Annotated in this window: 4 protein-coding genes; all 4 read left to right on the plus strand. The window is 68.6% G+C overall.

Annotated elements, in window-relative coordinates; genetic code table 11:
- Positions 1–15 precede the first annotated feature (15 nt).
- Positions 16–630, plus strand: coding sequence for a restriction endonuclease (locus CCN42_RS29945; RefSeq protein WP_086740321.1), 615 nt, complete (start codon positions 16–18; stop codon positions 628–630).
- Positions 631–1,140: 510 nt separating this feature from the next.
- The gene (locus CCN42_RS29950) at positions 1,141–2,151 is read left to right on the plus strand and encodes a LacI family DNA-binding transcriptional regulator (RefSeq protein WP_086740314.1); all 1,011 of its coding nucleotides are present in this window, start codon (positions 1,141–1,143) and stop codon (positions 2,149–2,151) included.
- A gap of 698 nt (positions 2,152–2,849) precedes the next feature.
- Positions 2,850–6,221, plus strand: a complete 3,372-nt coding sequence (locus CCN42_RS29955; RefSeq protein WP_086740316.1) for a CARDB domain-containing protein — start codon at positions 2,850–2,852, stop codon at positions 6,219–6,221.
- Positions 6,222–6,578: 357 nt separating this feature from the next.
- On the plus strand, positions 6,579–7,994 hold the full coding sequence (locus tag CCN42_RS29960) for an ABC transporter substrate-binding protein (protein WP_086740319.1): 1,416 nt from the start codon (positions 6,579–6,581) through the stop codon (positions 7,992–7,994).
- Positions 7,995–8,148 lie beyond the last annotated feature (154 nt).

Here is an 8,148-nt window from a genome sequence, read left to right on the forward strand (position 1 = left end):
CGGGCCCCGCGGCGTCTGGTGGTCGCCGCCTTCGCCGTCGCCTTGGTGGTGACCGTGGTCAACTGGCTGCTGGCTCACTGGTGGATCCTGGCCGTGGTCGGCGCGCTCACGGTGTTGGCCGGCTGCGGTCGGCTGCACCACAGGCGGCAGGAGGCGCGGTGGGAAGCGGTCCGCGCGCAGAGCCTGCGCTACGGTCTGTCCCAGCTGGACGCCCTCCATCATTCGCGGTTCGAAGACGCGGTGCGGGACCTGATGCGTCGCGACGGCTGCCAGGACGCTTCCCGCGTGGGAGGTGGCGGCGACCTGGGCGCCGACGTGAAAGCCACCGACCCCTACGGGCGGCGCTGGGTGATCCAATGCAAGCACCGGCGCAGCGGCCTCGCCGGCTCCGCCGTGGGCACACCTGACCTCCAGGTCCTCAACGGCACGGCCCGCCAGGTCCACGGCGCCGACGTCGCGGTCATCGTGACCAACGGGCGGGTCACCGCACCCGCCGTTGCCTTCGCCGAGCAGCAGCGCCTCCATGTGGTCGACCGTCACACCCTCGGAGTCTGGGCATCCGGCTCACGCCCGCTGTGGGAGCTGCTCCGCGCCATCCCTCCGCCCCGTAAGCCGACGTCCCTCTCCTGAAACCGGCCCCGTGTGGTGCGGTGGGTGCTCGACCCGCGTACGACGTGGCAGGCCAGGAAGAGATGCAGGGCTGTGAGCGTCCCCTCGGCAGCCTTCACATCGCGGAGCCTGCCAGACGACGACCTGGCGCACCGAGTACGCGTACTCAGCCCGTATCCCCGCGCCGCCCGGGTCGGGCAGGTGAGGAAAGGCCGTCCCGGCCGACGCCAACACCATGCTTCGCACCGTATTCGCTCCGGCCACGAGGTCGAGGAGACCGTGCACCAGCTCGCCTTTCCACCCGCGCCCCTGCGATGCCATGTCAGCCGCTTCCGGCAGCTCACCGAACCGGACCTGAGGCGCACAGACAATCTGGTTACCGCAGGCCAGCTGACGGCCGTGACCCGGTGGGACGTCGGCATACGGCCCTGCGGCAGCGCTCCAGCGGCCGACGCTTTCCCGAGGATCGCTTCTCCGGTGAGCTGGAAGGCTTCGTAACTCGTTTGCTCTTTTTGCGCTACAGTTGCGCGCGTGACGCGACGACTTGCTCAAGTGGCGAAGAAAGTGGGAGTCAGCGAAGCCACGGTCAGCCGGGTTCTCAATGGCAAGCCGGGGGTCTCCGAGGCGACCCGCCAGTCGGTACTCACCGCGCTGGACGTCCTTGGCTACGAGCGTCCCACCCAGCTGCGTGGGGAGCGGGCACGTCTGGTGGGCCTCGTGCTGCCGGAGCTCCAGAACCCCATCTTCCCGGCTTTCGCCGAGGTTATCGGCGGTTCTCTGGCCCAGCAAGGTCTCACGCCCGTGCTGTGCACGCAGACCAAGGGCGGCGTCTCCGAGGCGGACTACGTGGCCCTGCTCCTGCAGCAGCAGGTGTCCGGGGTGATCTTCGCCGGCGGACTGTTCGCCCAGGCGGACGCCCCGCACGACCACTACCGGCAGCTGGCGGAACGCAACATCCCCGTCGTGCTGGTCAACGCGCCCATCGAGGGTCTGGACTTTCCCTGTGTCTCCTGCGACGACATGGTGGCGGTCGAGCAGGCCTGGCGGCACCTCTCGTCCCTGGGGCACGAGCGCATTGGGCTGGTCCTCGGTCCCGAGGACCACATCCCGTCGCGCCGGAAGCTGACCGCGGCGCGGACGGCTGCGGCGTCCGCGGGAACGGAACTGCGGGCGGACTTCGTCGAGCGTTCCATATTTTCGCTCGAGGGTGGCCAGGCGGCTGCCAGGCGCCTCTGGGAGCGAGGAGTCACCGGTGTGATCTGCGCCAGCGATCCGCTGGCATTGGGAGCCATCCGTGCGGCGCGTCGGCTTGGGCTCACGGTCCCCGCGGATGTGTCCGTGGTCGGGTTCGACGACTCTGCCTTCATGAACTGCACGGAACCGCCTCTGTCGACCGTGCGGCAGCCGATCGAGGCGATGGGCCGGGCCGCTGTGGAGCTGCTGTGTGCCCAGATCCAGGGAACGCAGACAGATTCGAGTGAGCTCCTCTTCGAGCCCGAACTGGTCGTTCGAGGGTCGACCGCGCAACCGCGCACTTCCTGAATCCCCAGCGATCTCATGAGGGGGCGCCGTCTCGCGCGCCCGTGAGCCCCAGGGGGCTGCGGGCCCCGTCGCCGCCCTCTCCTCTCCGGGCAACGTCGCCTGCCCGCAACGGGCCCCCGGTTTCGCGGGAGCCCCGGTCGGCTGCCGCCACGATGCACCGCCTCCGTGGAACACCACTCCGTCGCACCGGGGTGATGAACGCCCAAGGCGTGCGCAACACCCTCGACGGCGCCGCCGCGATGAGCTCCGCTCATAGGACAGAGCCCGGAAGGGCGAGTCCGTAGGCCTGGCCACCGCCCTGCCGCCTTCCCTCTGAGCTGTCGCGGCCCTGGGCTTGGCCTCGTTCGCCGCCTACGGGCCGACGTGGCTCATCCGTGGCCGGGTCGACCGGTGATCCCCATGCGCTGACCGGCCGCTAGACGCCCTCCAACTGGCCAGTCCTGTCGCGCCCGTTGACAAAGTGGTGACGTGACGGAAACCTGTCATCCGGTTGTCGCAAAAGATTGACTGAATCGCTCAAAAATTCTTGCTGACACTCAAATGTTCCAGCGTGAGCATGGAAGGTGTCGTGCGAGGACTCTGTCGACGTTCACCCGTGCGTCCGCTCCCACGCCCGTCCTGCTTCCCCGGCACCGTTCACGCCGTCGGGCAGGGGGAATCACGGTCGGCTGCTCGGGTGGGGAAATCGAGAGGACTTCATGCGATCGAGAAACCAGGGGCGACGAGTGCTCGTCGGCGCGCTGATGGCGGGGCTGACAGGGGTGGGGATGCTCCCCGCTCCCGCCCACGCCGCGGAGGGCCCCAACCTGGCCTTGGGCAAGCCCGCCAGCGCGGGCGGCACCAACGGCAGCTACGTCGCCGGCAACGTGACGGACGGAAGTCAGGCGTCCTACTGGGAAGGCCCGAACGGGGCGTTTCCGCAGTGGGTGCAGGTCGACCTGGGGGCAAGGACCGAAGTCGACCGGGTCGCACTGAAGCTGCCCGCTTCCTGGGGCGCGCGGGTCCAGACGTTGAGCGTGCTGGGCAGCACGGACGGCTCCTCGTTCGCCGCGCTCTCCGGATCAGGCGCGCGTAGCTTCGACCCGGCGAACGCCAACACCGTCAGCATCCCGGTCACCGCGACCACGGCCCGCTTCATCCGCGTGCAGGTGGCGGCGAACACGGGGTGGAACGCGGCCCAGCTGTCCGAACTGGAAATCTTCGGTGAGCAGGACGGTGGACCGGTCGACCCGCCGCCGAACGGCACCAACCTGGCGCGCAACAAGCCGATCGAGGCGTCCTCGGTCACCCAGTCGTACGTGGCCGCCAACGCCAACGACGCCAATCCCGCCACCTACTGGGAGTCGGCCGGCTTCCCCTCCACCCTGACCGTCAAGCTCGGCTCCAACGCCGATGTCGAAGCGGTCAGGGTCCGGCTCAACCCCGATCAGGTGTGGGGCCCGCGGACCCAGGCCATCGAGGTGCTCGGACGCGAGCAGTCCGCGTCCGGTTTCACCTCGCTCAAGGCCCGCGCCGACTACGCGTTCAGCCCGTCCTCCGGGAGCAACACCGTCACCATCCCGGTGACCGGCCGGTACGCGGACCTCCAGCTGAAGTTCTTCTCCAACAGCGGTGCTCCCGGCGCCCAGGTCGCCGAGTTCGAGGTGATGGGCGCCGCCGCCCCGAACCCGGACCTCACGGTCACCGATCTGACCTGGTCCCCCTCCTCGCCGTCCGAGACGGACACCGTCGAGGTCGCCGCGACCGTACGCAACGCGGGGACCGCCGCCGCGCCGGCCACCTCGGTCAACGTGAGCCTCGAAGGCACCGTGGCGGGTACCGCGCAGGTCGGCGCGCTCGCCGCCGGCGCCTCCACGACCGTCAGGATTCCCGTCGGCAAGCGGGCCATGGGCAGCTACACGGTGTCCGCCGTCGTCGACCCGGCGGGAACCGTCGTGGAGCAGGACGACACCAACAACAGCCGGACCGGCTCCGCAAAACTGGTCGTCGGACAGGCGCCCGGCCCCGACCTCACGGTCACCGCGATCACGCCGAACCCGGCCGCTCCGGCCGTCGGCGCGCAGGTCTCCTTCACGGCCACGGTCCACAACCGGGGCACCAGCGGTGTCCCCGCCGGAACCGTCACGCGCCTGGCCGCGGGAACCACCACCCTGAACGGGACCACCCCCGCGGTCGCCGCCGGCCAGTCGGTCACCGTGCCGTTCTCCGGCACCTGGACCGCGGTGAGCGGAGGGGTCAACCTCACCGCGACGGCCGACGCCACCGCGACCGTGACCGAGACGAACGAGAACAACAACGTCTTCAGCCGCTCGCTCGTCGTGGGCCGCGGCGCCGCCGTGCCGTACACGGAGTACGAGGCGGAGGAAGCCCGCTACCAGGGCACCCTGCTCACGGCGGACCAGAAGCGGACCTTCGGCCACACCAACTTCGCCACCGAGTCCTCGGGCCGCAAGTCCGTCCGGCTCGGCTCCACCGGCGAGTTCGTGGAGTTCACCTCCACCAACGCGGCCAACTCCATCGTCGTACGCAACTCCATCCCGGACGCTCCCTCCGGCGGTGGCGTCCAGGCCACGATCAGCCTCTACGCGAACGACGTCTTCGTCCGCAAGCTGACGCTGTCGTCCAAGCACAGCTGGCTGTACGGGACGACGGACGACCCCGAGGGCCTGACGAACACGCCGGGAGCCGACGCGCGCCGGCTGTTCGACGAGTCCCACGCCCTGCTGTCACAGAGCTACCCGGCGGGCACGAAGTTCCGCCTGCAGCGCGACGCCGGTGACACGGCCTCCTTCTACGTCATCGACCTCATCGACCTGGAGCAGGTCGCCCCGCCGGCCGCCCAACCAGCCGGCTGTGTCTCGATCACCAACTACGGTGCCGTGCCCAACGACGGGATCGACGACACCGACGCGATCCAGCGCGCGGTGACCGCCGACCAGAAGGGCGAGATCTCCTGCGTGTGGATCCCGGCGGGCCAGTGGCGCCAGGAGCAGAAGATCCTGACCGACGACCCGCTGAACAGGGGAACCTACAACACGGTCGGCATCCGTGACGTCACGATCCGCGGCGCCGGCATGTGGCACTCGCAGCTCTACACCCTGACCCCGCCGCACCAGGCCGGCGGCATCAATCACCCGCACGAAGGCAACTTCGGCTTCGACATCGACCACAACACCCAGATCTCCGACATCGCCATCTTCGGCTCGGGCACGATCCGGGGCGGCGACGGCAACCACGAGGGCGGCGTCGGCCTCAACGGCCGCTTCGGCAAGGGCACCAAGATCAGCAACGTCTGGATCGAGCACGCCAACGTCGGCGTCTGGGCCGGCCGCGACTACAGCAACATCCCCGAGCTGTGGGGGCCGGGCGACGGCGTCGAGTTCAGCGGCATGCGGATCCGCAACACGTACGCCGACGGCATCAACTTCGCCAACGGCACCCGCAACTCCACCGTCTTCAACTCGTCCTTCCGCAACAACGGTGACGACGCGCTGGCCGTCTGGGCCAGCAAGTACGTCAAGGACCCCTCGGTCGACATCGGCCACGACAACCACTTCCGCAACAACACCATCCAGCTGCCCTGGCGTGCCAACGGCATCGCGGTCTACGGCGGCTTCGGCAACACCATCGAGAACAACGTCATCTCGGACACGATGAACTACCCCGGGATCATGCTGGCCACCGACCACGACCCGTTGCCCTTCTCGGGGCAGACCCTCATCGCCAACAACGCCCTGTACCGTACGGGCGGCGCGTTCTGGAACGAGGACCAGGAGTTCGGTGCCATCACCCTGTTCGCGCAGGGCCTGCCCATCCCCGGCGTCACCATCAGGGACACGGACATCGTCGACTCGACCTACGACGGTATCCAGTTCAAGACCGGTGGCGGTGAGATGCCCGGCGTCAAGATCACGAATGTGCGGATCGACAAGTCGAACAACGGATCCGGCATTCTCGCCATGAGCGGTGCCCGGGGAAGCGCCACCCTGTCGAATGTGACGATCACCAACTCGGCCGAGGGCAACATCCGCGTCGAGCCCGGCTCGCAGTTCGTCATCAACAACCCGTGACACCGTCATCGGCGCCCGAGGCGCCGTGACCGCGGGTCCGGCCACCAGCGTGGCCGGACCCGTCGGGGCCGCGGCCGCCCCGCCACCCTGGTGAGCGGGGCATTCGGTGTGCTCTGAGATGCCCAAGCAGGGTTCGCCGGAGCGGTGGGCGCCTGTGAATGAAGGGCGCTTTGCCCTGCCGGTCATGGAGGCGAGATCGGTCGGCCCCAACACCTGAGCGATTACGCGGAACTGTCGAGCAATTACGAAGTCAGCGCGAGATCTTGCGTTCACTTGTTGGTGGTGATTGAGTGTGCCGCGCCCCACAACGCACCGGCGATGGGGCGACCTCCACGTTCTCGCCCGAAGGGGACACCCATGAGAAGTGCCCGGTTCCGCCGCGGCCGCCGTGCCGCCGCAGTCGCCCTCGTGTCAGCCCTCGCTCTGACCGGGCTCGCCGCCTGTGGCACGAGCAGCAGCGACAACGGTGGCGACGGAGCCCAACAGGGCGGATCCTCCGACCCGTCCACCCCGCTGGACCCGAAGACGAAGGTGACGATCACCATCGACTGCATGCCCCCGGCGGCGAAGGCGGCGGAGCTGAAGCACTGGAAGGAGGACGTGGCGGAGTTCAACAAGATGTACCCGAACGTCACGATCGAGGGCCGCTCCACCCCGGGCCAGTGTCTGGAGCCGCCGCGGTTCACCGCGATGCTGAAGGCCAAGTCCCAGCCGGACGTCTTCTACACCTACTTCACCGACTTGCCCCAGGTCCTCGCCGAGGACGGTGCCGAGGACATCACTGCTTACGTCAACGACAAGACGGTCCCCGCGCTGAAGGACATCGACCCGGACGTCCTCAGCTCCCTGCGGCACGACGGCAAGCTCTACGGCCTGCCCACCAGCAACTACACCATGGGCCTGCTGATCAACCGCAAGCTCTTCAAGGACGCCGGGCTGAACCCGGACGCCCCGCCGCGCACCTGGGACGAGGTGCGTACCGCCGCAAAGAAGATCGCCGGTCTCGGAGACGGCATCGCCGGCTTCGGCGAGTACAGCGCCGGCAATCAGGGCGGCTGGCACTTCACCGCCCAGATGTACAGCGTCGGCGGCGACGTCGTCGACGAAAGCGGCAAAAAGGCCGCCTTCAACAGCGCACTCGGCAAGCAGGTCGCGCGGAACCTGCACGCCATGCGCTGGGAGGACGACAGCATGGGCGAGACCCAGTTGCTGAAGTGGGGCGACCTGCAGAAGCAGATCGCGACCGACAAGCTCGGCATGTTCCTCGCCGCGCCCGACGACATCCCGTACATGGTCCAGCAGCTGGGCGCGAAGTACGAGAACTTCGGCATGGGCCCGATACCCGGCGGCAAGAACACGCTGGCCGGCGGCAACAACTACATGATCAAGAAGGGTATCTCGGGCGACAAGATCAAGGCCGCGATCGCCTGGCTGAACTTCCAGAACCTCACGGTGGGCAAGGGCCAGTTCAACTGGGAACGCAAGAAGGCCGACAAGCTCCCCGTGGGCATCCCGCAGCCCAACTTCTGGCTGAACGACTCCAAGGCCAAGGACGACGCCGCCCGCGTGGAGCACGCCACCATGCCGGTCGCCAACTTCAGGACCTTCATGGACAACCCCGTCCCCGGCAAGGCCGAACCGCCGAAGGCGCAGGAGGTCTACAAGGTCCTCGACAACGTCATGTCCGGCGTCCTCACCAACAAGGACGCCGACATCGACAAGCTGCTCGCCACCGCCGCGACGCAGGTCGGCCAGGTCCTCGCCAACCAGTGACCGAGGCGGGCGGGGGAGGGCTCGCCGCCGCCCTCAGGCCGGACCGCCGGCCCTCCCCGACCACCCGTCCCGGTCTTCCGAACCGGCAGCCAGTACCAAGGAGCGACGATGTCGGCCCCCAGCCTGACCACGACCAAGGCGGACAGCCCCCACC

Source organism: Streptomyces glaucescens, from assembly GCF_002154375.1.
GTDB classification, from domain to species: domain Bacteria; phylum Actinomycetota; class Actinomycetes; order Streptomycetales; family Streptomycetaceae; genus Streptomyces; species Streptomyces glaucescens.